At 72.7% G+C, this 25,711-nt stretch carries 24 protein-coding genes; 17 read left to right on the forward strand and 7 right to left on the reverse strand.

All coding sequences use genetic code 11. The features are described 5' to 3' along the window. Nucleotides 1–16: 16 nt before the first annotated feature. The 3 genes from PS467_RS07290 to PS467_RS07300 are packed head-to-tail and all read right to left on the reverse strand — an operon-like array spanning nucleotide 17 to nucleotide 2,670. The gene (locus PS467_RS07290) at nucleotides 17–823 is read right to left on the reverse strand and encodes an amino acid ABC transporter ATP-binding protein (RefSeq protein WP_311034524.1); all 807 of its coding nucleotides are present in this window, start codon (nucleotides 821–823) and stop codon (nucleotides 17–19) included. Further along, nucleotides 820–1,704: an amino acid ABC transporter permease gene (locus tag PS467_RS07295; RefSeq protein WP_311034525.1), complete on the reverse strand. Its 885-nt coding sequence runs from the start codon at nucleotides 1,702–1,704 to the stop codon at nucleotides 820–822. Before PS467_RS07295 ends, PS467_RS07290 begins: the two co-directional genes overlap by 4 nt. Nucleotides 1,705–1,746: 42 nt before the next feature. Next, entirely contained in the window at nucleotides 1,747–2,670 is a 924-nt protein-coding gene (locus PS467_RS07300) for a transporter substrate-binding domain-containing protein (RefSeq protein WP_311034526.1), read from the reverse strand. A 151-nt stretch (nucleotides 2,671–2,821) separates the two neighbouring features. On the opposite strand from PS467_RS07300, the gene PS467_RS07305 reads away from it, so the two are divergent. Next, on the forward strand, nucleotides 2,822–3,829 hold the full coding sequence (locus PS467_RS07305; RefSeq protein WP_311034527.1) for a PaaX family transcriptional regulator: 1,008 nt from the start codon (nucleotides 2,822–2,824) through the stop codon (nucleotides 3,827–3,829). A 153-nt stretch (nucleotides 3,830–3,982) separates the two neighbouring features. On the opposite strand, the gene PS467_RS07310 is transcribed toward PS467_RS07305, so the two are convergent. Next, nucleotides 3,983–4,882, reverse strand: coding sequence for a PaaX family transcriptional regulator (locus PS467_RS07310; RefSeq protein WP_311034528.1), 900 nt, complete (start codon nucleotides 4,880–4,882; stop codon nucleotides 3,983–3,985). A 242-nt stretch (nucleotides 4,883–5,124) separates the two neighbouring features. Here PS467_RS07310 and PS467_RS07315 point away from each other — a divergent pair, with 242 nt between their 5' ends. Genes PS467_RS07315 through PS467_RS07330 form a run of 4 tightly spaced genes read left to right on the forward strand, consistent with a single transcriptional unit; the run spans nucleotide 5,125 to nucleotide 9,927 of the window. Further along, nucleotides 5,125–6,255, forward strand: a complete 1,131-nt coding sequence (locus PS467_RS07315) for a CapA family protein (protein ID WP_311034529.1) — start codon at nucleotides 5,125–5,127, stop codon at nucleotides 6,253–6,255. A gap of 50 nt (nucleotides 6,256–6,305) precedes the next feature. Continuing rightward, the gene (locus tag PS467_RS07320; protein ID WP_432280722.1) at nucleotides 6,306–7,508 is read left to right on the forward strand and encodes a CaiB/BaiF CoA transferase family protein; all 1,203 of its coding nucleotides are present in this window, start codon (nucleotides 6,306–6,308) and stop codon (nucleotides 7,506–7,508) included. Then, nucleotides 7,505–8,632 (forward strand): 2-hydroxyacyl-CoA dehydratase, encoded by a 1,128-nt coding sequence (locus PS467_RS07325; RefSeq protein ID WP_311034531.1) that lies wholly within the window; start codon nucleotides 7,505–7,507, stop codon nucleotides 8,630–8,632. Before PS467_RS07320 ends, PS467_RS07325 begins: the two co-directional genes overlap by 4 nt. Next, on the forward strand, nucleotides 8,629–9,927 hold the full coding sequence (locus PS467_RS07330) for a 2-hydroxyacyl-CoA dehydratase (protein ID WP_311034532.1): 1,299 nt from the start codon (nucleotides 8,629–8,631) through the stop codon (nucleotides 9,925–9,927). Before PS467_RS07325 ends, PS467_RS07330 begins: the two co-directional genes overlap by 4 nt. Here the strand turns inward: PS467_RS07330 and PS467_RS07335 are convergent. Then, on the reverse strand, nucleotides 9,890–11,251 hold the full coding sequence (locus PS467_RS07335; RefSeq protein ID WP_268970730.1) for an MFS transporter: 1,362 nt from the start codon (nucleotides 11,249–11,251) through the stop codon (nucleotides 9,890–9,892). The two genes, PS467_RS07330 and PS467_RS07335, sit on opposite strands and share 38 nt — an antisense overlap. Nucleotides 11,252–11,363: 112 nt before the next feature. Here PS467_RS07335 and PS467_RS07340 point away from each other — a divergent pair, with 112 nt between their 5' ends. The 9 genes from PS467_RS07340 (at nucleotide 11,364) to PS467_RS07380 (ending at nucleotide 19,884) form a co-directional block, all read left to right on the forward strand. Further along, the gene (locus PS467_RS07340; RefSeq protein WP_311034533.1) at nucleotides 11,364–11,849 is read left to right on the forward strand and encodes a MarR family winged helix-turn-helix transcriptional regulator; all 486 of its coding nucleotides are present in this window, start codon (nucleotides 11,364–11,366) and stop codon (nucleotides 11,847–11,849) included. 63 nt (nucleotides 11,850–11,912) lie between these two features. After that, a complete protein-coding gene (locus PS467_RS07345; RefSeq protein WP_311034534.1) occupies nucleotides 11,913–12,845 on the forward strand; it encodes a hydroxymethylglutaryl-CoA lyase in 933 nt (310 codons plus the stop codon). 50 nt (nucleotides 12,846–12,895) lie between these two features. Beyond that, complete coding sequence (locus PS467_RS07350) at nucleotides 12,896–13,666, forward strand: enoyl-CoA hydratase/isomerase family protein (protein WP_311034535.1); 771 nt, start codon at nucleotides 12,896–12,898, stop codon at nucleotides 13,664–13,666. Further along, nucleotides 13,663–14,868 (forward strand): CaiB/BaiF CoA transferase family protein, encoded by a 1,206-nt coding sequence (locus PS467_RS07355; protein WP_311034536.1) that lies wholly within the window; start codon nucleotides 13,663–13,665, stop codon nucleotides 14,866–14,868. Before PS467_RS07350 ends, PS467_RS07355 begins: the two co-directional genes overlap by 4 nt. 10 nt (nucleotides 14,869–14,878) lie before the next feature. Further along, nucleotides 14,879–15,703: an enoyl-CoA hydratase/isomerase family protein gene (locus tag PS467_RS07360; RefSeq protein WP_311034537.1), complete on the forward strand. Its 825-nt coding sequence runs from the start codon at nucleotides 14,879–14,881 to the stop codon at nucleotides 15,701–15,703. Continuing rightward, complete coding sequence (locus PS467_RS07365) at nucleotides 15,700–17,322, forward strand: AMP-binding protein (protein WP_311034538.1); 1,623 nt, start codon at nucleotides 15,700–15,702, stop codon at nucleotides 17,320–17,322. Before PS467_RS07360 ends, PS467_RS07365 begins: the two co-directional genes overlap by 4 nt. Then, entirely contained in the window at nucleotides 17,319–18,314 is a 996-nt protein-coding gene (locus PS467_RS07370) for an NAD(P)H-dependent flavin oxidoreductase (RefSeq protein WP_311034539.1), read from the forward strand. The genes PS467_RS07365 and PS467_RS07370 overlap by 4 nt, the downstream gene beginning before the upstream one ends. Nucleotides 18,315–18,381: 67 nt before the next feature. Continuing rightward, nucleotides 18,382–19,095: an HAD family hydrolase gene (locus PS467_RS07375; protein ID WP_311034540.1), complete on the forward strand. Its 714-nt coding sequence runs from the start codon at nucleotides 18,382–18,384 to the stop codon at nucleotides 19,093–19,095. A 138-nt stretch (nucleotides 19,096–19,233) separates the two neighbouring features. Then, the gene (locus PS467_RS07380; protein WP_311034541.1) at nucleotides 19,234–19,884 is read left to right on the forward strand and encodes a TetR/AcrR family transcriptional regulator; all 651 of its coding nucleotides are present in this window, start codon (nucleotides 19,234–19,236) and stop codon (nucleotides 19,882–19,884) included. Between the two features lie 4 nt (nucleotides 19,885–19,888). Here PS467_RS07380 and PS467_RS07385 read toward each other — a convergent pair whose 3' ends face one another. Next, nucleotides 19,889–21,370: an LVIVD repeat-containing protein gene (locus tag PS467_RS07385; protein ID WP_311034542.1), complete on the reverse strand. Its 1,482-nt coding sequence runs from the start codon at nucleotides 21,368–21,370 to the stop codon at nucleotides 19,889–19,891. Nucleotides 21,371–21,562: 192 nt separating this feature from the next. Between PS467_RS07385 and PS467_RS07390 the strand changes: the two genes are divergently transcribed. From PS467_RS07390 to PS467_RS07400, 3 genes are all read left to right on the forward strand, one after another. Further along, nucleotides 21,563–22,267 carry a DUF305 domain-containing protein gene (locus PS467_RS07390; protein WP_311034543.1) on the forward strand — a complete coding sequence of 235 codons (705 nt, stop codon included), beginning with the start codon at nucleotides 21,563–21,565 and terminating at the stop codon, nucleotides 22,265–22,267. A gap of 173 nt (nucleotides 22,268–22,440) precedes the next feature. Next, nucleotides 22,441–23,784 (forward strand): FAD-dependent oxidoreductase, encoded by a 1,344-nt coding sequence (locus tag PS467_RS07395; RefSeq protein WP_268970743.1) that lies wholly within the window; start codon nucleotides 22,441–22,443, stop codon nucleotides 23,782–23,784. 247 nt (nucleotides 23,785–24,031) lie between these two features. Further along, nucleotides 24,032–25,420 (forward strand): nucleobase:cation symporter-2 family protein, encoded by a 1,389-nt coding sequence (locus PS467_RS07400; RefSeq protein ID WP_311034544.1) that lies wholly within the window; start codon nucleotides 24,032–24,034, stop codon nucleotides 25,418–25,420. Here the strand turns inward: PS467_RS07400 and PS467_RS07405 are convergent. Beyond that, nucleotides 25,334–25,711, reverse strand: coding sequence for an ArsR/SmtB family transcription factor (locus PS467_RS07405; RefSeq protein ID WP_311034545.1), 378 nt, complete (start codon nucleotides 25,709–25,711; stop codon nucleotides 25,334–25,336). The genes PS467_RS07400 and PS467_RS07405 overlap by 87 nt on opposite strands.

The raw sequence follows: 25,711 nt of genomic DNA on the forward strand, positions 1-25,711 counted from the left end.
GCGCGGCCTCAGGCGATCACGAGACCCGCTGCGACCCGGACGCGGACGCGAGGCTGTCGCGGTGGCGGGCGAGGAACGCGCGCAGGCGTGCCGTGCGCGGGCTGGTCAGCATGGCGTCGGGCGGCCCGCTCTCCACGATGCGTCCGGCCTCCATGAAGACGCACCGGTCGGCGACCTCGCGGGCGAAGGCGATCTCATGGGTCACCACGACCATGGTCATGCCCTCGGCGGCCAGTCCCCGCATCACGCCGAGCACCTCGTCGACCAGTTCGGGGTCCAGGGCGCTGGTGGGCTCGTCGAAGAGCATGACGCGGGGCCGGGCCGCGACGGCCCGCGCGATCGCGACCCGCTGCTGCTGACCGCCGGAGAGCTGGCGCGGGTAGTGGTGTGCGCGGTCGGCGAGGCCGACGCGGCGGAGCAGTTCCCGCGCCTCGGCCTCGGCCTCGGCCTTCGCCCGGCCGTGTACCCGGACCGGGGCCTCGGTGATGTTGCGCAACACCGTGAAGTGCGGGATGAGCTGGAACTGCTGGAACACCATGCTCATCCGGCCGCGCTGGGCGGCCACCCGGCGTGCGCTCATCGGCCGCAGGGTGCCGCGGCGCCGTTCGTACCCCAGCAGCTCGTCGTCCAGGTAGATCGCCCCGGCGTCGATGGTCTCCAGTTGGTGCACGCAGCGGATCAGCGTCGACTTCCCGGACCCCGAGGGGCCGATCACCACGACGACCTCTCCCTCGGCGACGTCGAGGTCCACGCCGTCGAGGGCGGTGTGGTCGGCGAAGTTTTTGCGTATTCCCCGCACACGCAGGGCTGGTTCACCGGTCATGCGGATGCTCCGTCAGAGGTGGGCGTCGAGCGGCGGCTCCGGCCACCGGTGGTGTGGCCGCGGGAGAAGTGGCGTTCGAGCGAGCGCTGTCCGACCGTGAAGAGGGTGACCACGGCCATGTACCACAGGCAGGCCACGATGAGCAGGGGAACGATCTGGTAGGTGCGGTTGTAGATGACCTGGACCGAATGCAGCAGGTCGGCCATGGCGATCACCGACACCAGCGCGGTGCCCTTGAGCACGCTGATGAACTGGGAGCCGCCCGGCGGGATGATCACGCGCATCGCCTGGGGCAGCACCACCCGGAAGAACGTCTGCCCCGGTGTGAATCCCATCGCGCGGGCGGCGTCCCGCTGCCCGGGGTCCACTCCCAGCAGGCCGCCCCGGATGATCTCGGCCATGTACGCCGACTCCACGAGCGACAGACCGATCACGGCGGCCGTCACCGGCGTGATCAGCTGGTTGGCGTCCCACGAGGCGAAGGTAGGACCGAACGGGACGCCGATCGAGATCCGGGGCAGCAGATAGGCCAGGTTGAACCAGAAGATGAGCTGCACCAGCGGCGGGATGCCGCGGAAGACGCCGATGTAGAGCGTGGCGGCCCAACGGGCCGGAGCGAAGTCGGACATCTGCGCCGCCGCGAGCAGCGCTCCGACCACCGCGCCGATGGCGGTGGCGGCGACGGCGAGCCACACCGTGGTGCCCAGGCCGGAGAGCACCGAGGGGTCGAAGAGGTACTCCGCGACCACGTCCCACTCGAAACGCGGGTTGGTCACCAGGAACCGGACGAGCAGCAGGGCGACGAGGGCCAGCGCGAGGCCGGCCACCCACCGCCACGGCCGCACCCGCCTGGCCGCCCGAGCGACGTCGTCGGCCGCCACCTCGAGGGGGCTGGTTGTCTTAGAAGTTGCTCCGGCCACGGTTCAGCTCTCTTCGCCGGCGATGTTGAGGACGGGCTGGTCGACCATCACGTCCGTCAGGCCCCAGCGCTTCATGATGCGCCGGTACTCGCCGCGGTCGAAGAGGCGCTGGAACGCCTTCTGGAGCACCGGGCCGAGTCCGCTGTCCTTGGGCACGAGCAGGGCGAGATGGTCGGCCGTGGCGCCCTGCTCCTCGGTCTGTGAGACGTAGCCGTACGTGTCCGGCTGGGCCTTGGTCACATCGAGGGCCGCGGCCTGGGTCATCCCGGCGGCGTCGGCGCGGCCGGACCGCGCGGCCAGCAGCGTGGCGTTGGTGTCGTCGAGCCCGATCGACCGCGCGGCACGCTTGCCGTGGCCGGTGCAGTAGCGGGACAGCTTGGCCAGCTGGCCCTCCACGACGCTCGCCTTGACCACGGCGACCCGCTTGCCGCACAGATCCGCGGCCGAGGAGACGTGTGCGTCCGAGTCCTTCGGCACGACGTAGGACGTGCGGCTGGTCATCCAGGTGATGGTGTCGAACTGGCGCTCACGCTCGGCGGTGGCCTCCACGGGTCCGTTGAAGGCGTTGTAGCGCCCGCTGAGCATGCCCTGGAGGGCCGCCGGAAGGTTGCTGACGATCTTGACCTCGGTGCGTACCCCGAGCACCTGGCCGAGCGCGACCTGGAGGTCCCTGTCGATACCGGTGACGGAGCCGTCGGCCTGGACCGAGCGGTAGGGCGGATGGGAGTCACCCGCGAACGCGAGCACACCGGAGTCCTTGACGGACTTCGGCAGGGCGTTGTGCAGTGCGGGTGCCGCGGCGAGGGACGGCGAGGCGCCGCTCGTCTGGTCCGACGCACCGCAACCGGTGAGGGCCGGTGCGAGGAGGAGGGTGGTGGCGAGCGTGCCGTAGAGGTTCCGCCGTGGTCGGCGGTGGGAATTACGCATGGCGGTGTTACCCCTTGCATTGGGTTCAGTGCCTGCATAGTTGTCGCAATCAGTGCCGAGCGTCGCATGAGGTGTCGCCTATAGCAAGGCTCGTGCGATACTTCCGTACGCTGCTCGGAGCGCGACGCCGACCGACGGAACATGAGGTGCCATGGCGAAGGACCGACCGCGGGCCGAACTGCCCCGGGCCCAGAACGGGGCGGAGCCGCAACTCCTGCTGACCTCGCTGCTGGGCGACTTCTGGTACTGGCGCGACGAACATATCCCCGCCATGGCGCTGGTCAAGCTGCTCGCCGAGTTCGATGTGAGCTCCGACGGCGCCAGGGCGGCGATGCGCCGGCTCGTCGCCCGCGGGCTGCTGGACACCTCGCGCAGCGGACGGACCACGGCGTACGGAATCCCGGCGCGGACCTCCGAGGTGATCGTCGAACGCACGCACCGGATGCTGACGTTCGGCGCCTCCGCACCGGAGTGGGACGGACAGTGGACGGTCGTCGCGTTTTCTGTCCCCGAACAGGACCGCAGTCTGCGCACCACCCTCCGGTCGCGCCTGCGGGTGCTGCGGTTCGCCGCGCTGTACGACGGCGTATGGGTCTCCCCGCACGACCTCGGCACGGAGGCACGGCGCCTGCTGGGGGAACTCGGCATCGACAGCGCGACCGTGCTGCGGTGCACCGCGGTGCCCGGCGGGCCGAAGGGGGGCGACCCCGCGTCGGCGTTCGACCTGACACCGCTGGCGGACGGCTACCGCGACTTCGCCGAGCGGTACGAGCCGCTGCTCGACAGCCTCGACGCGGGCCTCATCAGCCCGGCGGAGGCGCTGCGCACCCGCACCGAACTGCGCGTCGCCTGGCGGAGCTTCCCGGAGACCGACCCGGACCTCCCGGCCGAACTGCTGCCGTCCGCCTGGGACCGCCCCCGGGCGCAGCGGGTCTTCGTCCAGATCTACGACCGGCTGGGGCCACTCGCCGAGGTCCGGTTCCGGCAGATCCTCGCCACCGTCGCACCCGAGCTGGCCGAGCTGGTGTCGCACCACGACTCCGCCGCGATCGCCGCGCTGTACGCCTCGCTGGGCGACCGCAGGGCGCACGGCGACACCCCGTTCGAGCAGGCGACGCAGGCGCGCAGGCTGGCCGAGGCCGCCCACGCGAAGCGGTGAGCCCGCGGCCGCGGTGAGCCCGCCGCCCGCGGGGTGCCGTCGCGTGTGGTGATCCGCCGTCCGCGGTGAGCCCGCGGCCCGCGGGGTGCCGTCGTCCGCGCGATGCCGTCGTCCGCGGGTGGGAGCGTCGTCCGCGGGTGGGGGCACGGCGCGTCAGTCCGAGCCGTCGAGCATCTCCTGGACGGACTGGAACCGGGCCCGGTCCGCCGCCGCTCCGTCATGGACCCCCATGAGCTGCTTGACCCGGGCCTCGGCGAGCGGCCCCAGCGCGTTGTACGCCCGCGCGAACAACGCGCACGCCCGGTCGCGGGGCCAGCCCGGCGGCATCCGGTGGCTGGGGAGTCCCGGGTCCATCCCGGGAAACCGCCGGTAGGTGTCCATCAGGCGGGTTCTCGCCACCAGCGCCTGACGCGGGCTCACCCGGCCCGCGCGCACGGCCTCCAGCAGGGCTTCCGTCTCCTCGACGAAGGACGTGTACACGGCCGCGAGGCCCCGCAGGTCCCAGGCGGCCAGCGGGGACCGGTCGAGCTCCGGCTCGCTGGTGCCGGTGAAGACCGTGGCCGAGGCGATGTCCAGGTCCGCGAGCAGGGCCACCGTGTCCTCGGGCCTGGCCGACGCGGAGACCCACACCGCGTCGTACAGCGGGGCGAATCCGCACCACCGCAGCCGGGACCTCAGCAGATGCCGGCTCTCCCGCCGGCTCTCCGGAACGGAGAAGGCGACCACGGTCCACGTGCCGTCCCATTCCACGGGCGTACCGAACGCCGCGATGCGCCGGGCCCCGTCCGCCACCCGCTCCGCCACCGATCCGACCAGCCGGTAGTACGTGCGGCGGCCCGCCTTGCGGGTGTCGACGAGCCGGCGGCGGCGCAGCCGGTTCAGCGCGGCGCGGGCGCTCGACCGGCTGATCCCGAACTCGGCCAGCAGGTCGATGAGACCGGCCGAGGGGAGGTCGCCGTCCTGCCGGAGCCAGTAGTCGCCGAGCAGGGTGACCAGAAGGTGCTGAGGTGATGGACCACCCTGCGTACGCGGCATCGTGGGCTCGCCGGACACCGCTGGGCCACCTGATCGCGTCTGCACGTTCACACCCCAACACTAGGCGGCACTTTCCCTATTGGTCGTCGTGCCATCTGAAGCCGATGATGGCGATGTCTCCTGGTCACGTCAATGTCAACCGAACGACACTGACCAGCGTTTTGACCGCTCTGGCGCGGGTCGATAGGCGTCAGTTGTATTGACGGTCGTCATCGCAGACGTATAACTTCGCTGCGCGTCCAGGAGAAAGGACTCCTGTTATGACCACCATCCTCGCCGTCGGCGACATCATCCTCGACGAGCCCGAACCGGACTCCTTCTTCGAGCCGAGCCGCCGCACCCTGCTCAGCGGCGACGCCGTCATCGGCCATGTGGAGGTACCGCACTCGACCACCACCGTCAGCAGCAGCACGGACGTGCCGGCACCGCCGGCCGATCCGGCCGCGCTGGGCGCCCTGTCCCGGGCCGGGTTCTCCGTGGTGACGCTGGCCGGCAACCACATCGCCGACGCCGGTCCGGACGGTGTGCTCGACACGATCCGGCACGCCCGCGACCACCGGCTGAAGACCGTCGGGGCCGGCGCGTCACTGGCCGAGGCCCGGCGTCCGGCCGTGGTGCGGGCCGGTGACCGCACGGTGGCCGTGCTGAGTTACAACTGCGTCGGCCCGAAGGAGAGCTGGGCCACCTCCGCCAAACCGGGCTGCGCCTACCTCCACGTCCTGACCCACTACGAGCTGGACCACGCCAGCCCGGGAGGTCCCCCGAAGGTCTACACCTTCGCCGATCCCGACAGTCTCCGGCTGATGCACGACGACATCGCCGCCGCCCGGCGCGACGCCGACGTCGTGGTGGTCGCCCTGCACAAGGGGGTCGGCCATACGCCGGCGCTGCTGGCCATGTACGAACAGCCGGTCGCGCGGGCCGCGATCGACGCCGGCGCGGACGCCGTCGTCGCCCACCACGCGCACATCATGCGCGGGATCGAGATCTACCGGGGCCGGCCGATCTACCACGGGCTGGGGAACTTCGTGACGGTCACCCGTGCCCTCACCCCCGAGGACAACGACAGCCCCGAGCGCCGGGAATGGGCGCGGCGCCGCGTCGAACTCTACGGATTCGCCCCCGACCCGGACATGCCGTACTACCCGTTCCACCCCGAGTCCCGGAACACCGTCATCGCCGCCGTCGACGTCGACGGCGAGGAGGTCACGGCGGGGCTCGTGCCGTGCCGGATCGACGACAAGGGCCGCCCCACCCCGGTGTCCCGCGCCGAAGGCGGCGAGGAGGTCGTCGACTATGTGCGCGCCATCAGCCGCCGGGCCGGTCTGCGCACCCGGTTCGACTGGCGGGACGACAACCTGGTGACCATCACCCCGGAAGGACAGCCGTGACCGACGAACCGCGACCGGACGACGCACCGAACCGCCCCCTCGCGGGAACCGTGGTGCTGGATCTGACCACCGCGCTGGCCGGCCCCTACGCCACGCTGCTGCTCGGCGGCCTCGGCGCGACCGTCGTCAAGGTCGAGAACCCCAGGACGGGCGGCGACAGCTCGCGCAACAACTCCCCCTACTTCGGACGTGCCGGACTGAGCGTCACCCGCGCCGCCGAGACGGACATGTCCGTGTCCACGATGGGCCGCAGCCGGAACAAGAAGAGCATCACCCTGGACCTCAAGCACGAGCGCGGGCGGGAGACCTTTCTGCGGCTGGCCCGCAACGTCGACATCGTCGTGGAGAACTACGCGGCGGGCACGGCCGACCGGCTCGGCATCGGCTACGCCGACGTACGGGCCGTCAACCCGTCGATCATCTTCACCTCGATCAGCGGGTTCGGCGCCGACGGCGGATCGGGCAAGGCGATGGACTCCATCGTCCAGGCGATGAGCGGCGTCATGTACTCCGCGGGCGAGCCGGGCGCCGAACCGATCCGGTTCGGCCTGCCGGTGGGCGATCTGCTCGCGCCGCTGTACGCGGTCATCGGCACCCTGGCGGCCAAGGTCCAGCGCGACCGCGGCGGAGTCGGCCAGCACGTGGACGTCTCCATGCTCGGCGCGCTGACCTCCCTGCTGTCCACCGAACCCTTCGACGCCTTCGCCCGGGTCGGCCTGCCGCTGCGGACCGGTAACGCGGTGCCCCGGCTGGCGCCGTTCGGCATCTTCCCGGCCAAGGACGGATTCATCGCGCTGTGCGGGCCGACGGACACCTTCGCCCGCGGGGTGTTCCGTGCCATGGGGCAGCCGGAGCTCATCGACAGCGACCGGTTCGCCACCCGCGACCAGCGGGTGCGCCACGCGGACGCCCTGCACGACCTGGTCACCGCGTGGTCGCGGACCCGGCACCGGACGGACGCCGTCGCGGCCCTCACGGCCGAGGGCGTGCCCGCCGCCGAGGTGCTCGAACCGGCGGACGCCCTGCGCAACCCCGCGGTCCTGCGGCGCGGGGAAGTGGTGGAACTGTCCCACCCCGAGCACGGCTCCACCGGGCTGATGGGGCCGGGCGTGCCGATCCGCTTCTCGCACGCCGACGCCCGGCTCGACCAGCCCGCCCCGCATCTGGGGGAGCACACCGCGGAGCTGCTGGACACGATCGGCGGTCTGACCCCCGAGGAGATAGCGGAGCTGCGCCGGGCGGGTGTGGTGTGAACGCCACCGACACCGCGGCGCACCGGGCGCGGGCGGCGCTGGGCGCCGCGAGCGAGGACCGGGGGCTGCACGCCCGCCGGTCGGCGGCCGAGGGCCGCCCGGTGGTCGGCTACGTGGGCGCCGATGTCCCGGTCGAGCTGATCACCGCCGCCGGGGCCCTCCCGGTCCGCCTCGCCGGCGACCCGGGGCGGGACACCGCGCTCGCCCGCCGCTACCTCGACGGTGCCGTGGACCCGCAGGTGGTGAGCGTCCTCGCGGCCATCCTGGCACCGGGCGACCGCGACCCGCGGCCGGACCTCGTCGTGATCTCCCACGACTGCGACGCCTCGGTCCAGCTCTTCTACACCCTGCGGGAGCTGCGGCGCATCGGGCGGGAGACGTTCCCCCCGGTCCACTTCGTCGACATCCTGCACCTGCCGGGCGACGCCACACGCGCGTACAACCTCGGCCGGCTGCGCCGCTTCGCGGACCAGCTGGCCGCCTGGCGCGGCCGCGCCATCAGCGCGGCCGAACTGGAGCAGGCCGTCGCCGACCACAACGCCGCCCGCGCCGCCCGCCGCCAGCTGGCCCGCCACCGCGCCGCACGGCTGCCGGGAGCCGAGGCCCTGCGCTGGTACGCGGCCCAGACCGCCATGCCACCGCGGCTGTACGCGCGGACGCTGGCCGACGCCCTGTCCGGCGGCACCGCCGCACCGGCCGGGCGGCCGCTGTTCGTCTCCGGCAGCACCCACGACGTCGCCGACGTCTACCGGGCGCTGGAGCACAACGGCTGGCACGTGGTCGGCGACAGCCACGACTGGGGCGACGGCGGCAACCAGCCCGCGGTCGCCGTACCGACCCTGAGCGGCCTCGCGGACCACTACACCCGCCAGGCGCTGTCGACGGCGGCGCGCTCCGCGCGCCGGGCGACGGAGCTGGTCCGCGACCGGGTGCGGGAAACCGGCGCCGGGTACGTCCTGTGCTACTGCCGACGCCACGACGACGCGCACCGCCTGGACCAGCCCGCGCAGGCGGCCGCGGCCGGGGTGCCCGCCGCGCTGCTGCGCGACCAGCCCTACGGCTCGGTCGACCTCGCGGATCTCGAACGGCAGACAGGTCAGCGAAGCGCGGGAGTGGCCCCATGAACAGCAGCCGTCCACGTCTGGCCGCGGCCTCGAAGGCCCTGCGCCACCAGCGCGCGTGGTTCGCGGACCTGCGGGCCGGCGCCGGCCGCGGACGCCCCCTGGCGCTGGTCAACGCCGACGCGCCCCAGGAGCTGTTCCGGGCCATGGACGTGCCGTATGTGGTGAACCAGTGGTGGTCCTCCATCATCTCGGCCAAGCGCATGTCGGGCCGCTATCTGGAGGCGCTGCGCGCTCGCGGGCTGCCCGACGACGTCGAGCAGTACAGCGCCCTGCCGCTGGCCGAGGCGCTGGCACCGCGCTCGGACGACGCCCCGTGGGGCGGGTTGCCGCTGCCGACCGTGGTCCTCGCCGAGTGCACGGGCGACACCATGCGGCGGGTGTTCCAGCTCTGGGAGAGCGAACTGGGCGTGCCGTTCCTGCCGTTGGAGAGCGCCGCCGCCGAGACCGTACCCGCCAACTGGTGGGAGCTGATGCGCCACGACTGGGAGACGGCCATCGGGTCGGCGCGCATCGATCTGCTCGAGCGGGAGCTGCGCGAGGTCATCCCCCGTATCGAACGGCTCACGGGGGCGCGTTTCCGGCCGGAGCGCCTCGCGGAGGTCATGGACCTGTCGAACCAGCAGGCGGAGTGGAACCGCCGCACCCGCGACCTGCTCGCCACGGCCGAGCGGTGTCCCGTCCCGGTCAACGACATCATCCCCGCCGTGATGATCCCCCAGTGGCACCGTGGCACCCGGTGGGCCACCGCGGCGGCCGAGTCGCTCTACCACGAGGTCAGATCGCTGGTCGAGGACGGCCGGTCCGTGGTGGCGCCGGAGCGGCGCCGGCTGATGTGGATCGGCCGCGGACTCTGGTTCGACATGGACTTCTACCGGTCCTTCGAGTCCTCGCACGGCGCCGTCTTCGTCTGGTCCATGTACCTCGCCCTGGCGGCGGACGCGTACGCGCGCTACGGCGGCGATCCGCTGCGCGCCCTGGCCGCCAGGTTCTGCGCCTTCCGCGATCAGATGTACACGCCGCCGTGGTCGGTGGAGTGGTACGTGAAGGAGGCGCGGGCCCACCGGGTGGCCGGGGTGGTGCACCTCATCAGCCCGGACAGCCGCAGCAGTTGGTTCACCACCCATGCCCTCCGGGCCGCGGGACTGCCCGTGCTGGAGATCCGGGCCGACAACGCCGACGGCCGTTCCCTGGACCCCGCGCGACTGCACGACGACGTCGGACGGTGGCTCGACGCCCTGCCGGAGGGCTCCGGACGGCTCACGGGGACCGCCGCTCCCGCAGATCGCTCGCCTTGACCCCGATCAGCAGCAGGGCGACGGCGAGCAGGGCGATACCCGCGCTGATCTGCAGGCCGAGGGAGAGGCTGCCGGTGGCGTCCTTGATGAAGCCGAGCAGGGACGGGGAGGCGGCCGCGGCGAACGAGCCCATCGAGGTGACGAAGGCGATTCCGGTGGCGGCCGCGCGTTCTCCCAGGTAGATGGAGGGAATCGAGTAGAAGACGGTGAGGCCCGAGTAGTGGGCCGCGGCGAGGACCGCCAGCAGCGCCACGACGACGGTGACGTTGTTGCCCGGTATCGACAGCGCCACCATGGCGAGGGCGGCGACGGTCCAGCTGAGGGCCGCGTGCCAGCGGCGTTCGAGGGTGCGGTCGGAGTGGCGGCCCACGATCAGCATGACCACGATGCCGAGCAGCGGCGGCAGGGCGGAGAAGAGGCCGAGGTCGAGGACGTCGCCGACGCCCGCCTCGGCGATGATCCGCGGCGTCCAGAACGACACGGCGTTGGCGAGGGTGTAGGCGCCGCAGGCACACAGGCCGATGATCCACACCTTGGGGTCCCGCAGCGCGTGACGCAGTCCGCCGTGGCCATCGCCGGCCTCCTCGCCGCCCTTGCGCCGCTGGTCGGCGGCGAGGTCGGCGTGTACGGCCGCCCGCTGCGCGGGGGTCAGCCACCGGGCCTGTGCGGGTTCGTCGACCAGCCACAGCAGGACCACGCCGGCGAGCAGGAGCGGGGGGATGCCCTCGACGATGAACAGCCACTGCCAGTCGGCGAGGCCGGCGACGCCGCCGAAGGTGTGCATGATGCTGCCGGACATCAGGGAGCCGAGGACGCCGGAGATGGGCACGCCCGCGAAGAACACCGCCGTCATCCGGGTGCGCCGGGCGGAGGGGAACCAGCGGGACAGGAAGTAGAGCGCCCCGGGGAAGAAGCCGGCCTCGGCGACGCCGAGGAGGAACCGGGCGATGTAGAAGGTGATCTCGTCCCGGACGAGTGAGGTGGCGACGGTGACGACACCCCAGGACGCCATGATGCGCACGAGTGTCTTGCGGGCGCCGATCCGGGCGAGCAGGCTGCTGCTCGGCACCTCGAAGAGGATGAAGCCCACGAAGAAGAGGGTCACGCCCAGGCCGTAGACGGCGGAGCCGAAGCCGAGGTCGCGCTCGAGGCCCTGCTGGGCGATTCCGATGTTGGTGCGGTCGATGAAGCTGACCACGTAGCAGATGACCAGGAGCGGCATGACGCGCCAGGCGATGGTGCGGTAGGTCGCGGTGCGGTCGACCGAGGCTGTCTCGGCGGCGTCGGCGTCCTGGGATCCGGTGAGAGTTGAAGGGTCGGCCACGACGTACGACTCCTTTGCGATGAGCGGCTGCGTCGCCGGGGCGGCGGCGGTGCGAGTTTCCGACGCTTTCGTTGATAAAGTCAACACCCTTGGCGGAGATACCATGCCGCCCATGGTGAAACGTGAGGGTGGCGGAGACCTGGTACCGATCTCCGAGCTGCTGTCCTACCGGCTGTCGCGCACATCGTCGGCGCTCTCGCGCAGTGCGGCGCTGAGGTACCGCCGCGAGTTCGACGTGAGCCTCGGCGAGTGGCGCACCATCGCACTGATCGCGGCCGATCCGACCCTGACCCTGAACCGCCTGGCCCGCCGGGCAGGACTGGACAAGGCGCAGGTGAGCCGAGTGGTGCGGGGGCTGGTGGAACGGGGTCTGGTCAGCCGTACCGAGGGGTCGGGGCGCAGCCGCCAACTGGCCCTGACCGAGGCGGGGGTGACGGTGTACCGGGGCCTGATCGCGGCGGCGAACGAGCGGGACGCGGCGTTCGCGGCGGTGCTCTCCGACGAGGAAGCGCAGACGCTGGGGCGCGCGCTGGAGAAGCTCACCGATCTCGCGCTGTCCCTGGAGCGGCGCGAGCGGGATCATCTCGACGACGGCTAGGTGTTGACTTTATCAACAAAGCGAGGGTAGTTGTGGTGGAGTCATCCATGAGGAGGTGGCTCGATGACCGACGCGGTCACGATCTGCGAATGCTTCGCCCGGGACGGGCTCCAGCACGAACCCACGTTCGTGCCGACCGAAACCAAGATCGCCCTACTGGAGGCATTCGCCGCCGCCGGCTTCCGCCGTATCGAGGCGACCGGCTACAGCCATCCGCGGTGGGTCCCCGCCTTCGCCGACGCCAGCGAGGTGCTGGCGGGTGTCACCCACCGCCCCGGTGTGGCGTTCAAGGCCACGTGTCCCAACCCGCGGGCCGTCGAGCGCGCCCTGGCCGACCTCGAGCGCGGAACGGGCGCCGAGGAGCTGAGCCTGCTGGTGTCGGCCAGTGAGAGCCACACCCAGAAGAACCTGCGCACCACCCGGGAGCGGCAGTGGGAGCGGGTCACCGAGATGGTCGCGCTGGCCGGCGGCCGGTTCCGGCTGATCGGGGTGGTGTCCGTCGCGTTCGGCTGCCCCTTCGAGGGCCGTGTCGACCCGGGCCGGGTCGCCGAGGACGTCGCCCGCTTCGTCGACCTGGGCGCGGACGCCGTCTCGCTGGGGGACACCACGGGTGTCGCCACCCCCGCGGCCGTGGCCGGCCTCTTCACGCGGCTGGAGCGGGCGCACCCCGGGCTGCCGGTCATCGCCCACTTCCACAACACCCGCGGCACGGCCATCGCCAACGCGGTGGCCGCCCTGGACGCGGGCTGCCGCCACTTCGACAGCGCCCTGGGCGGCGTCGGCGGCCATCCGTCGAAGATCGGCTACGGCGCCGGCCTCACCGGAAACGTCTGCACCGAGGACCTGGTGAGCCTGCTGGACGCGATGGGCGTCGACACCGGCATCGACCTGGACGCGCTCGCCGCCGCGTCCCGGGCCTGCGAGGAGGCGCTGGACCGGCCCCTGCACAGCATGGTGGCCCGAGCCGGCTTCGCCCGCTCCGCGGCCGCCGCCTGACCCGCCGCACCGCATACGATCCCCCACCGCACGACCGAGGAGAACCTTCCGTGACCGTCACGACCAGCGGGCAGCCGGCCGACACGGGCGCAGCGGCCGCCGATGTGCTGCTCGTCGAGGACCGCGGCCCCGTCCGCGTCCTGACCCTCAACCGTCCCGACAAGCTCAACGCGCTGAACACCGCGCTCACCCGGGCCCTGAGCACCGCCCTCACCGCGGCCGAGGACGACCGCGACGTCCGCGCCGTCGTCCTCACCGGCGCCGGCCGCGGCTTCTGCGCGGGCGCCGACCTGTCGGAGTTCTCCACCCTCACCCCCGACCAGCCGGACGCCGTCCTGGAGCGGGCCGCACTCACCGCACACCTCCAGACGCAGATGCAGCACATGGGCACACCCGTCGTCTCCGCGGTGCGCGGCGCCGCGGTGGGCGGCGGCGCCGGGCTCGCCATCGGCGCCGACATGGCCGTGGCCGGTACGGACCTGAAGTTCGGCTATCCCGAGCTGCGGCACTCGATCGTGCCCGCCCTGGTCATGACCGGACTCCAGCGCCACCTGGGCCGCAAGCTGGCCTTCGAACTGGTCAGCACCGGCCGGCTGCTCACCGCCGCCGAGGCCGCGGCACACGGCCTGGTCAACCGCGTGGTCGAGCCGGAGGCGGTGGTCGAGACCGCGTACGGCATCGCCGAGCGGTGGGCCGCGGTGGAACCCCGCGCCATCCGCGCCGCCAAGGACCTCTTCTACCGGGTCGCCGACCTGCCGACAGAGGCCGCGATGCGGGCCGGCCAGGACGTCAACGCCCTGATGCGGGGGTTCCGCCGGTGAGCGCGCACCCCGCCCCCGGCCCGCTCGACGGCATCACCGTCCTCGACTTCTCACGGGTCCTGGCGGCCCCGATGGCCACCCAGATCCTCGCCGAGCTGGGCGCCACCGTCATCAAGGTCGAACGGCCCGGCCGCGGCGACGAGACCCGCGGCTTCGAACCCCGGCTGCCGCACGGCGAGAGCGCCTACTTCTTCGCGTTCAACCGCGGCAAGCGCTCGATCACCCTGGACCTCAAGGACCCCCGCGGCCAGGACCTCGCCCGCCGCCTCGCCTCCCGCGCCGACGTCGTCGTCGAGAACTTCCTGCCCGGCGCCATGGACCGGCTGGGGCTGGGATACGACCGGCTCGCCGCGGACAACCCGGCCCTGGTCTACGTCTCCGCCACCGGTTTCGGGCAGAGCGGCCCCGACCGCACCCGCAAGGGCTACGACACCGTCTTCCAGGCGCTGTCCGGCGTCATGGCGATGACCGGGGAACCGGACGGCCCGCCGAGCAAGACCGGGATCCCGGTGGCGGACATGACCTCCGGGCTCTGGGTCGTCATCGCCACGCTCACCGGACTGGCCGGGCGCGCCGCCACCGGCCGCGGCCGCCACTACGACGTCTCCATGATGGACGTCCAGCTCTCGTTGCACGCCCTGAACGCGGCCCGGCTGTTCGCCCTGGACGAGGACCCGGTGCGCACCGGCACCCAGCACCCCGGCCGGGTCCCCTCCGCCGCGTTCCAGGCGGCCGACGGCGGCTGGCTGCACATCAGCGGCAGCGACCAGCACTGGGCACCGCTGTGCGCCGTCCTCGGCCTCGACGACCTCGCCGCCGATCCCGGGCTGCGGCACAACGCGGGCCGCGTCGCCGAGCGCGACCGCGTGATGACCGCCCTGCGGACGGCCATCGCCGGACGGGAGCGCGAACCGCTGCTCAAGGAGTTGCGCGCCGCCGACATCCCGGCCGGCGAGGTCCGCGGCGTCCGCGAGGCCCTGGCCGACCCGCACGCGCGGGCGCGGGGTGTCGTCGCGGAGTTCGAGCACCCCACCGAGGGCGCCTTCCGCGCCCTGCGCACCCCGCTGCGGGAGACCACCGGCGCGCCGCCGCCCACCGACGCCCCGCCGCTGCTGGGCGCCGACACCGACGCGGTGCTCACGGAGTTCGCCGGACTGGACGGCGGCGAGATCGACGGCCTGCGGGCCGCGGGGGTGATCTGAGGTGGCCGATGTGACCGATGTGACCGAGCCTGCCGCAACGGCAGAGCCGGCCGACCCGCCGCGGGTGCGCTGTGCGGTGGCCGACGGGATCGCCCGGGTCGAGCTGGCCCGGCCGCGCGCCCGCAACGCCGTCGACCTGCCGATGTGCCGGCAGCTGCGGACGGTCTTCGAGGAGCTCGACGCCGACGACTCCGTCCGTGTGGTGCTGCTGTCCGCGCAGGGCCCCGCGTTCTGCGCCGGGGCGGACCTCAAGGAGCGGGCCGGGCGGGACGCCGCCTGGGTCCGCCGCCGGCGGGTGGCCTCGTTCGCCGCCTACGACGCGATCGAGCGGTGCCGCCGTCCCGTCGTCGCGCTCGTGCACGGCGCGGTCGTGGGCTCCGGCGGTGAGATCACCCTGGCCGCGGACTTCGCCGTCGCCGCCGAGGGCACCACGTTCCGCTTCCCGGAGCCGCACTGGGGCACGGTGGGCGCCACCCAGCGGCTCCAGCGCGTCATCGGCCGGCGCCGCGCCAAGGAACTGCTGTTCACCGGCCGCCCCATGTCCGCCACCGAGGCCCTCCACTGGGGTGTCGTCAGCCAGGTGGTGCCGGAGGAGGAGTTGGCGCGGACGGGCGCGGAGATCGCCGCCACCGTCGCCAAGGCCCCGCCCCTGGCGATCTCGCTGACGAAACGGGCCGTCGACCTCGGCGGCGAGACGGACCTGGACCGCGGTATCCGGATCGAGATGGCGGCGATCGAGCAGTGCCTGGCCGACGACGGCTGGCGGGACGGCGTCGACCGGTTCACCCGCCGTGGCGCCGGCCACGCGCCCAGCACCGATGAGGAGAGGCGATGAACCTCCGGACGGTATGTCCCCTGACCGCGCACGAGGCGCTGGAGCGGGCCGCGCTGCTCGCCCCCGACCTGGAGGCCGTGGTCACCGCCGAGGAGCGGATCACCTACGGTGAACTCGCCGCCGAGGTCGCCCGGATCCGGTCCGCCCTGACCGCCGCCGGCATCGGCCGCGGCGACCGGGTCGGCCTGTGCCTCGGCAACGGGCCGCGCTGGGTCGCCCTGTTCGTCGCCCTGGGCTCGGTCGGGGCGGTGACCATCCCCGTCAACACCCGGTACACCGCCGACGAGGTGCACCACACCCTCGCCCACGCCAAGGTCTCCACGCTGTTCGTCGCCGACCGCGTGCTGCGCGTCGACTTCCTCGCCATGCTGCGGGAGCTCGGCATCGGCGAGGACGGCGCGGCCACCTGCCGCAGCCTGCCCGATCTGAAGAGCGTCGTGGTGTGCGGGGCGGACGTGCCCGAGTGGGCGACGGCGTGGCCGCGGTTCCTGGCCGGGGCCACCGGCGAGGTCCCCGCCACCGGCACCCCCGACGACATCCTGCTGGTCCAGTACACCTCCGGCACCACCTCCCGCCCCAAGGGTGTGCTGCTCACCCAGCGCAGCATGTGCGCCGACGGGTTCTTCTCCGGTGCGCGCATGGGCCTGCGCCCCGGTGACCGCTTCCACAGCGCCCGGCCGTTCTTCCACGTGGCCGGCAGCACCCTGTCCGTCCTGGCGTCCCTCCAGCACGCCACGACGCTGGTGACCATGCCCCGGTTCGAGGCGGCCGAGGCGCTGCGGCTGATGGAGAGCGAACGCTGCACCCACTTCTCCGGCAACGACACCATCGCGCTGATGCTGCTCAACCACCCCGACCGCGCGCACCGCACCCTCCGTCTGCGGGGCGCGTGGGTCGCGGCCTCGCCCACCATCATCCGCCGGGTGATCGACGAGCTGGGTGCCACCGAGTGCGTGGCCGGATACGGTCTGTCCGAGGCGTCGCCCAATGTGGCCCAGTCCTGCTGGTGGGAGGACGACCAGGTCAGGGCGTCCGGTGCGATGCTGGTGGAGCCCGGGGTGGAGGTGCGCATCCGCGCCGTGGACGACTCCCGTGACTGCGGTCCCGGTGAGCCGGGCTCGATCCTGGTGCGCGGCTGGAACGTCATGCGGGGCTATCTGGACGCCCCGGAGGCGACCGCCGCCGCCATCGACGCCGACGGCTGGCTGTCCACCGGGGACGTCGGCACGCTCGACGCCACGGGCCGGCTGCACTTCGTGGGCCGCACCAAGGACATCATCCGGGTCGGCGGTGAGAACGTGGCCCCGGCCGACGTGGAGAACACCTTGCACCGCCATCCGCGGGTGCGGCAGGCCGTCGTGGTCGGTGTTCCGGACGAGCGGTTGATCGAGGTGCCGTTCGCCTTCGTCGTCCTCAACGAACCGGGCGGCACCACCGAGGACGAGCTGATCACGTGGGCGCGCGCCCATATGGCCGGGTTCAAGGTGCCCCGCCATCTGCGCATCGTCGACGGGTTCGAGGGCATCGGCATGACCGCCAGCTCCAAGGTGCAGAAGAACCGGCTCGCCGAACACGCCCGCGCGCTGCTGGCCCGGCGGGACGACGAGGTGCCGGCGTGACCCGTATCCCCACCTCCGTCACCCGGCTGCTCGGGATCGACCTCCCCGTCATCCAGGCCGGCATGTCCTGGGCCTCCTCGTGCTCGGCCCTGCCGCTGGCGGTGAGCGAGGCCGGTGGCCTCGGGGTCGTCGCCGCGGGCCCCATGCGCCTGGACGACCTGGCCCGGACCCTCGACGAGATGGCCGCGGGCACCGACCGCCCCTGGGCGGTCAACCTGCCGCTGTACCGGGCCGGGGCCGAGGAGGTCATGGATCTGCTCCTCGCCCGCCGCCCGCCGGTGCTGATCGCCTCGCAGGGCGGACCGCGCCGCTATCTGGAGCGTTTCCAGGACATCGGCACCGTCTGCCTGCATGTGGTCGCCGGGGTCGAGCACGCCCGCAAGGCCGCCGACGCGGGCGTCGACGGGCTGATCGCCGTGGGCGCGGAGGCCGGCGGCCACCCGCCGCCCGCGATGGTCACCACCCAGGTCCTCGTCCGCGCCGTGGTCTCGGCCGTCCCCGGCATCCCGGTGATCGCCTCCGGCGGGGTCGCGGACGGCTCCGGGCTGGCCGCGATGCTCGCCCTGGGCGCGGGCGCCGCCCAGTTCGGCACCCGGTTCCTCGCCACCGAGGAGGCCACCGTGCACCCCGACTACAAGGCCGCGGTCCTCGCCGCCGGTGTGGACGGCACCCGCACCGTCGGACACGGCCTCGGTGTCATCCGCGCCGTGGCGAACGAATTCACCGCGCGCATGCGCCGCCTGGAGGAGTCCGGCGCCGAACTCGACGTGCGGCGCAAGGAGTTCCAGGCCGCCAGCCTCAAGGACGCCGCCCTGCACGGCCGGGTCCAGGAGGGCAAGGTGGAGGCGGGCCAGTCGGCGGGACTCATCGACACCGTGCTCCCGGCGGCCGCCGTCGTCGAGCGCATCGTCACCGAGTACCGGGCCGCGCTCACCCGTCTGCCGCGGCCGGCCGGCCCCGAACCGGGTCCCGCCCCGGCGGAAGGGGTGTGAGCGGGGCATACCATGCCGGAAGTCCCGGCTCCGGACCGGGTCGGGCCGAGCCGAGGGAGCGTGGGCCGTGACGGTCAAGGGCGCGCTGTTCGACTTCTCCGGGACGCTGTTCCGGGTCGAGTCCACCGAATCCTGGTTGCGTACCGTGCTGGAGCGGAGCGGGACCGTCGTCCCGGACGAGGAGGCCGCGCGGTACGCGCGGGAGCTGGAGGAGGCCGGTGCGCTGCCCGGCGGGGCCGCGCCGCTCGCGGTGCCACCGCCGCTGGAGGAGCTGTGGCGGGTACGGGACCGCGGCGCCGCACTGCACCGCGCCGCCTACACCGGGCTGGCCCGCGAGGTGCCGCTGCCCGCCCCCGAGCTGTACGACGCCCTCTACGACCGCCATATGGAGCCCGCCGCCTGGCGGCCCTATCCCGACGCCCGTGAGGTGCTGGGCGAGCTGCGCCGGCGCGGGGTGCGGGTCGCGGTGGTCAGCAACATCGGCTGGGACCTCCGCCCGGTCTTCCGTGCCCACGGCCTGGACCCGCTGGTGGACGCCTATGTGCTCTCCTACGAGCACGGCGTCCAGAAGCCGGACCCGAGGCTGTTCGGGGCCGCGTGCGACGCGCTGGGTCTGGACCCGGCCGACACGGTGATGGTGGGCGACGACCGCCGGGCGGACGGGGGCGCGGCGGCGCTGGGCTGCCGGGTCCATCTGGTGGACCATCTCCCGGTGGACCGGCGTCCAAACGCCCTGCGCGCGGTGCTCGGCTTGCTGCCGGACGGTGCCACGGCCTCATAGACCGAGGCGGCCGGTTCGGGCGTTCCCCCGTGTCGCCCGAACCGGCGCCAGGCATACGGCGCCCTAAGGAGATCGGCGGACAACCGAACGCCCCCCTGAGTATATTGGCTGACAGCCAGCCAACGCAGGAGTTACAGCATGTCCCCCCGAAGCCCATCGGTCAATGAGGAGTTGCGCCGCCGGTCCCAGGTCCGTCTGCTGGAGGCGACGGTCGAACTGGTCGACGAGCGCGGCTACGAGGCGACCACCCTCGCCGATATCGCCGACCGGGCCGGGGCGGCCCGCGGTCTGGTCTCGTACTACTTCCCGGGCAAGCGGCAGCTGTTGCAGACGGCCGTCCACCGGCTGATGCACATGGAACTGGCCCGCGGGCTGGAGCGGGAGCCGCGCCCGGAGGGCGAGGGGGCCGGGCGGGAGCTGCTGGCGCGGGCGATCGACGCGATCCTGGGACTGGCCCGGGACCGGCCGCGGCTGATGCGCACGCACATGGCGGGCATCCTCACGGCCGAGGGCTTCATCCAGTGCCCCGAGCAGCAGCGGCTGGCCGCCCTGCTGCGGGACACGGTCGTGGCGTACGGCTCCGAGGACCCCGATACCGACTACCGGCTGCTGCGCGCCCTGCTGATGGGCGCGGTGGTCGCGGTGCTGCTGCCGGGCGCGCCGATGGCGCCCGAGCGGCTGCGGGCGGAGCTGTTCCACCGCTACCGGCTGGACTGGGAGCTCGGGCTCCCGCCGGGCGAGGGACCGCCCGGCGGGAGCCGGATGAGCGCTCAGGGACAGCCCGGATGAGCGCTCAGCGATAGTCGGGCTGGGTCTGCGCGTTGAGCTCGCCCAGCCGGACCGAGGCGGCGCTGTCGGTGCGCCGGTCGTCGATCTTCAGGACGTCGAAGCCCTTGGCGATGTCGTTGGAGTAGATGTAGCCGTTGTAGTAGTACGCGGACCAGGAGCCGCCGGTGACCAGCGTGTCGGTGGAGAGCGGCCCGCGCTCGAAGTAGCCGATCTCCTTGGGCTGGTCGGAGTCGGTGAAGTCCCAGATGGAGACGCCGCCCTGGTACCACGCCTGGACCATGATGTCGCGGCCCTTGGCCGGGATCAGCGAGCCGTTGTGGGCGACGCAGTTCTCGGTGTCGGCCTGGTGGCGCGGGATCTTGTAGTAGCTCCGGAAGACCAGCTTGCGCCGGTCGCCCTTGCCGACGATGTCGTAGATGCCGTCGGCGCCGCGGTTCGGGCCCACCTCGGCGTTGCAGGTCGCGGCGCCGCCGCCGCCCAGCTCATCGGTGAACACGACCTTGGTGCCGCGCTCGTTGAAGGTGGCCGAGTGCCAGAAGGCGAAGTTGACGTTGTCCTCGACCCGGTCGATGACCCGCGGCTTCGCCGGATCGGCGATGTCCAGCAGGATGCCGTCGCCCATGCACGCGCCCGCCGCCAGCTTCAGCTTCGGGAAGGTGGTCAGGTCATGGCAGCCGGTGGTCTGGGAGACACCGGGGTTGGCGGGGGCACCGGGGTTGCCGCCGTCCGGGAACAGCACGGGGAAGTCGATGACCGCGGCCTTCTCCGGCGACGTACGGGGCACCTTGATGACGGAGATGCCGTCGTGCGGGGGCTGGCAGTCCGGGAAGGTGGTGCTGGGCGCGTACGAGGAGACGTAGATGTAGACGTCCTTGCGCTCGGGCACCAGGGTGTGGGTGTGCGAACCGCAGGAGGTCTCGACGGCGGCGACGTACCGCGGGTTCCGCTTGTCGCTGATGTCGAAGACCTTCATGCCCTCCCACGAGGACTTCTCGGTGGCCGGCTGGGTGGTGCTGGTGCAGGAGTTGTCGCTGCGCGAGGAGTCGGTGGACAGGAAGAGCAGATCTCCTGAGACCGACACGTCGTTCTGCGACCCCGGGCAGAGCACCTGGCTCACGATCTTCGGGCTCTTGGGACGGCTGATGTCGTAGATGACGAAGCCGTCGTAGTTGCCCGCGAAGGCGTACTTCCCCTGGAAGGCCAGGTCGGAGTTGGTGCCCTTGAGGTCCTGCTTGGGGATGTGGCTGAGGTGGCTGACGTTGTCGCTGTGCACGACCTGGTCCACGCCGGGGATGTCACCGTTCTCGATGGCTTCCCTGGTGTCCGACCGCTGACCCTTCGTCACCGTCTCCTGGTGCGGGGTGTCACCGGGGTCGGGGGTCGCGGCCGCCGGTCCCGCGGCCAGCAAGGTGGCCACCAGCCCGAAGGCGGCCACGGCCGCGCCGAGGTATCTGCGCCGCTGCGGGGATCTTTCCCACGGCTTCACTGCGTCCTCCTTTGTCGCCGTCTGGCGTCCGGAGTGGAACGGTCGACGGATCGGGGGAAGTATCGCCCTTTCCATGTACACCACAACAGGTGGCAACATGTTCGTAAAGAGATTTTCCCAACGCGCCCGGCCGCAGGACGACGTTGACGTGCTAAGACGGTCTGCGGATCCCAAGCGCCCCAGGAGGACACGGTGTTGAACCGCCGTACGACGCTCCCCACCGCATCACTCGCGGCCGCCGCGGCGGCCACCGCCCTGGCACTCGTCCTGACCGGCTGCGACACGGGAAGCGGTGCGGCCGACGCCGGGAAGGGCCGGGACGGAAAGCCCGCGGTGATCGCACCGGGCAAACCCGGCGAGGCGGCGCACACCCTGTCGGCCGAGGAGGCGGCGAAGGCCGGGGACGACGACTCCCCCAACGCGGCCGACCGCTCCTACGTCCGCATGATGATCGAGCACCACCGGCAGGCCCTGGTGATGACCGGCCTCGCCGCCGACCGGGCCGGGTCGGCGAAGGTCAAGCGGCTCGCGGAGCGCATCGCCTCCGGCCAGAAGCCGGAGATCGAGGCGATGCTCGGCTGGCAGAAGACCGAGGGCGGCGAGGCGGAGGGCGACGAGACCAAGGGCGGCGGGACGGCGGGCACGGGCGGGCACCAGGGCCATGCCGCGGCGATGCCGGGAATGGCCACCGAGGCCCAGCTGGCGCGGTTGCGCGCCGCCAAGGGCGCCGACTTCGACGCGCTCTTCCTCAAGCTGATGATCGCCCATCACCAGGGCGCGGTCTCCATGGCCACGGATGTGCTCGCACAGGGCAACAACGTCCGGGTGGAGGAGATGGCGGGCGATGTGATCGCGCAGCAGAGCAGCGAGATCCGGCGGATGCGGCAGATGTCGTAGCGTCCCGCGCGAGGCCGCGGGGCGACGCCGGTCGAGCCCGGCTCGCGGCGCGGTCGCGGCCCCGTGGAACGACGGCCGGACGCGTCACCCGTGCCGGGCGCCCGGCGCGTAGTGCCGGACACGGCGCCCCGCCGGGTGGGATGCTGGAGACATCCTGCGGAAGGAGCTCCCCCGTGCTTCGTGTCGCGGTTGTCGGATCCGGGCCGAGCGGGGTGTACGCCGCCCAAGCGCTCGTCCAGCAGCAGGCCGTTCCCGATGTGTCGGTGCATGTGCTGGACCGGCTGCCCTGTCCGTACGGACTGGTGCGCTACGGCGTCGCACCCGACCACGAGAAGATCAAGTCGCTCCAGCACACGCTGCGCGCGGTCCTGGAGCACCCACGGGTCAGCTTTCTCGGCCATGTGCACGTGGGCCCGCCCCCGCTGGTGCCCGAGCGGCTGCTGGGGCTCTACCACGCGGTGGTCTACTGCGTGGGGGCGGCGACCGACCGGCGGCTCGACGTGCCGGGCGAGGATCTGCCGGGCAGCTTCTCCGCGACCGAGTTCGTCTCCTGGTACAGCGCCCATCCCGACGCGACCGGCGGCGCCTTCGCGCTCGGCGCGGACTCCGCCGTCGTCATCGGGGTGGGCAATGTCGCCGTGGACGTGGCGCGCATCCTGGCCCGCGGGGCCGAGGAGCTGAAGCCCACCGATGTGCCGCACGCCGCCCTCGGGGCGCTGGCCGAGAGCCGGGTCTCGGACATCCACATGGTCGGCAGGCGCGGTCCGTCACAGGCGAAGTTCACCACCAAGGAGCTGCGTGAGCTGGGCGCGCTGACCGGCGCCGAGGTACTGGTGCGCGCCGAGGAGCTGGCGCTGGACCCGGCCTACGGCGACCCGTCCGGGCTGCCGGGGATCAACCGGCGCAATGTCGAGGTGCTGCGCGACTGGGCGCGGCGTCCGCCCGCGGGCCGGCCGCGCCGCATCCATCTGCGCTTCTTCCTGCGGCCCGTGGCACTGCTGGGCGAGGGCGCGGTGCGCGCGGTGCGCTTCGAGCGGACCGTGCCGGACGGGCGCGGCGGGGTCGCGGGCACCGGGGTCTTCGAGGACATCGAGGCGCCGCTGGTGCTGCGGTCGGTGGGCTATCGGGGGGTGCCGCTGCCGGGGCTGCCGTTCGACGAGGAGCGCGGCACGGTGCCCAACGCGGCGGGGCGGGTGCTGCGCGGCGCGGGGCCCTCGCCCGGGGAGTACGTGGCGGGGTGGATCAAGCGCGGGCCCACCGGGGTGATCGGCACCAACCGGCCGTGTGCGAAGGAGACCGTGGCTTCGCTGCTGTCCGACGCGGAGATGCTGGCCGCCCGTCCGGTGGCGGCGGACCCGCTGCGGGCGCTGCGCGAGGCGGGGGTGGAGCCGGTGGAGTGGACCGGCTGGCTGCGGATCGAGGAGGCCGAGGAGGCGCTCGGGGCGGCGCTGGGGCGTACCAGGGTGAAGATCGCGGACTGGCCGGGACTGCTGGGCGCGGCGCGCGGACTTCAGTGAGCGGACTTCAGTGAGCGGACTTCGGTGAGCGGGCCGGTCCGCACGCCGGGCCGGTCCGTGCGCCGGGCCGGTCCGTGCGCCGGGCCGGTCCGTGCGCCGGGCCGGTCCGCGCGCGCGGGCCGGCCCGCGCGCTCCCAGAGGGTTGACACACGGCGGCAACACCCCTGAAATCAACAGATTGTTCAAGCCTTCTACGGTCGCGTCACCTTGATCCGTCGCTCATCCCGTCGCCGTGCGAGGAGACGCCATGACGTCCGTACGCCATCCCGTGGACACGGTGCCGCCGCCCGGCCGGCTCGCCGCCTTCGGACTCCAGCATGTCCTGGCCATGTACGCGGGCGCGGTGGCCGTGCCGCTGATCGTGGGCGGGGCGATGAAGCTGTCACCCGCCGATCTGGCCTATCTCATCAACGCCGATCTGCTGCTGTGCGGTGTCGCCACGGTCCTCCAGTGCGTGGGGCTGTGGCGGTTCGGCGTCCGGCTGCCGATCATGCAGGGCTGCACCTTCGCGGCGGTCACCCCGATGGTGCTGATCGGCACCGAGGGCGGCGGACTGCCCGCGATCTACGGTTCGGTGATCGTCGCCGGGGTGGCGATGGTCCTGCTGGCACCGGTCTTCGGGCGGCTGCTGCGGTTCTTCCCGCCGCTGGTGACCGGCACGGTGATCCTGATCATCGGACTTTCGCTGCTGCCGGTCGCGGCCAACTGGGCGGCGGGCGGCCAGGGCGCGGCGGACTTCGGCGCGCCGAGGAACCTGGGCCTGGCCGCCGGGGTGCTGGCCCTGGTCCTGGTCGTGCAGCGGTTCGCACCGGGTTTCCTGGGCCGGGTGGCGGTGCTGGTGGGGATCGTGTCCGGAACGGTGGCCGCGATACCGCTGGGTTTCACCGACTTCTCCGGGGTGGGCGGCGCCGACTGGATCGGCGTCTCCGCCCCGTTCCACTTCGGCGCCCCGGCGTTTCCGGTGGCGGCCGTGGTGTCCATGCTGGTCGTCGCCCTGGTGACGATGACCGAGACCACCGGTGACGTCATCGCGGTGGGCGAGCTGACCGGGCGCCCGGTCGACGCGCGGCGGCTGGCGGACGGGCTGCGCGCGGACGGCGCCGCGACCGTGCTCGGCGGGGTCTTCAACACCTTCCCGTACACCGCCTTCGCGCAGAACGTCGGCCTGGTGGGGATGACCCGGGTGCGCAGCCGCTGGGTGGTGGCGGCCGCGGGCGGCATGCTGGTGGTGCTCGGTCTGGCGCCCAAGCTGGGCGCGGTGGTGGCGGCGGTTCCGGCTCCGGTGCTGGGCGGGGCCGGTCTGGTGATGTTCGGTACGGTCGCGGCGAGCGGGCTGCGGACGTTGGCCGGGGTGGATTTCCGGGACGACCACAACCTCACCGTGGTGGCGGTGTCGGTCGCCGTGGGCCTGCTGCCGGTCGGCGTACCGGGGATCTACGCGAAGTTCCCCGACTGGTTCCAGACGGTGATGGACAGCGGGATCAGCGCCGGCTGCGTCACCGCGATCGCGCTCAACCTGCTCTTCAACCACCTGCCGGGCGGGCGGACTTCAGCTCCGGCCGCCGCCGAGGCGCCGCTCCTGGAGGGCCGCGGCGGCCAGGACGCTGTCGAGCAGACCGGGGAACAGCGCGTCTAGGTCCGCCCGGCGCAGCGCGTTCATCTTGGCGGTGCCCCGGTAGATCTGGTGGAGCACACCGCTTTCCCGCAGCACCCGGAAGTGGTGGGTGGTGGTGGACTTGCTGACCGGCAGGTCGAAGACCGAACAGGACAGCTCGCCCCTCTCCTCGGCGAGCGTCCGCACCACCCGCATCCGCATCGGGTCGGAGAGCGCGTGCAGCACGTCCTCGAGGCGGATCGCCTCGCGCCGCGGATGCTCCAGCGAGCGCCCGGTCGCCTGGGACGCGGTCGGCGTGGTCTGCGTCTGCAC

Origin of the sequence: Streptomyces luomodiensis (assembly GCF_031679605.1) — a bacterium.
GTDB classification, from domain to species: Bacteria; Actinomycetota; Actinomycetes; order Streptomycetales; family Streptomycetaceae; genus Streptomyces; species Streptomyces luomodiensis.